The 755-nt window shown below is 57.2% G+C and carries 1 protein-coding gene; it reads right to left on the bottom strand.

Annotation, left to right across the window (positions count from 1 at the left end; all coding sequences use genetic code 11):
- Positions 1–89 precede the first annotated feature (89 nt).
- Positions 90–755 (bottom strand): HpcH/HpaI aldolase/citrate lyase family protein (locus FQ182_RS29660; RefSeq protein ID WP_149415314.1); only part of this gene is annotated, 666 nt, incomplete at its 5' end.

The raw sequence follows: 755 nt of genomic DNA on the forward strand, positions 1-755 counted from the left end.
GAAGCTATCGTGCCGGGTCAGCGTGCCGTCGAAGTCAAAAACCGACAGCACCTGACGCCTTTGCCCGCCAGCATCGTCAAATCCCATTGTCATCGCGCGGCCTCGGCCAAACGGATAGGCGCCTCAATAGGTCCTACATCCGGTTGCCGAACTCCGTGCCACTCTGCTCTTTCAAGGATGTTGACCGCCCATTTGTAATGGGTCGCAGGCTCGCACATGGCATCGTTGTGCTTGAACACTGCCGGAGCAACTTCACTGACAATCATCCTGGCGCAGTTGAGGTCTTCGAGGCTTACGCGCAACGCGTCCTGGATCGTGTTGATCTGAGATGGATGAATCGCCGTCTTCCCTACCAAGCCATGGGCGATGTCGAGTTCCAGCTCCTCCATCAGCAAATGCGGTGTCGCGAGTTGTTCGAACACCGGTGCCGTCAGTGCGAAACCTTGAGACCCCATGACGCCTGCCAACATTGGGATCACGTAGCCCATTGGGGTGCTGTAGAGCGTTGTTGCGGGATTGCGACGAAGTCCAAGACTTCCCATCAGGTCGTTCCCGCCGATACGTAGGGCGATAATTCGCTGATTCAGGTTCGCCTTCAGCGCCTGGCCCAACTCGACCATTCCACCTGGGTTGAACACGTCTGTAGTTTCCAGCGTCGGCATGAGGTACAGCGCCGGGTTTGTAACGGCCTGTTCCCAATCTCCAAGGTTGCGCAGGGTCAATTTCGGCACAACGAACCCATCGACGTGGGCCAT

This window comes from Pseudomonas sp. ANT_H4 (assembly GCF_008369295.1).
Taxonomy (GTDB): domain Bacteria; phylum Pseudomonadota; class Gammaproteobacteria; order Pseudomonadales; family Pseudomonadaceae; genus Aquipseudomonas.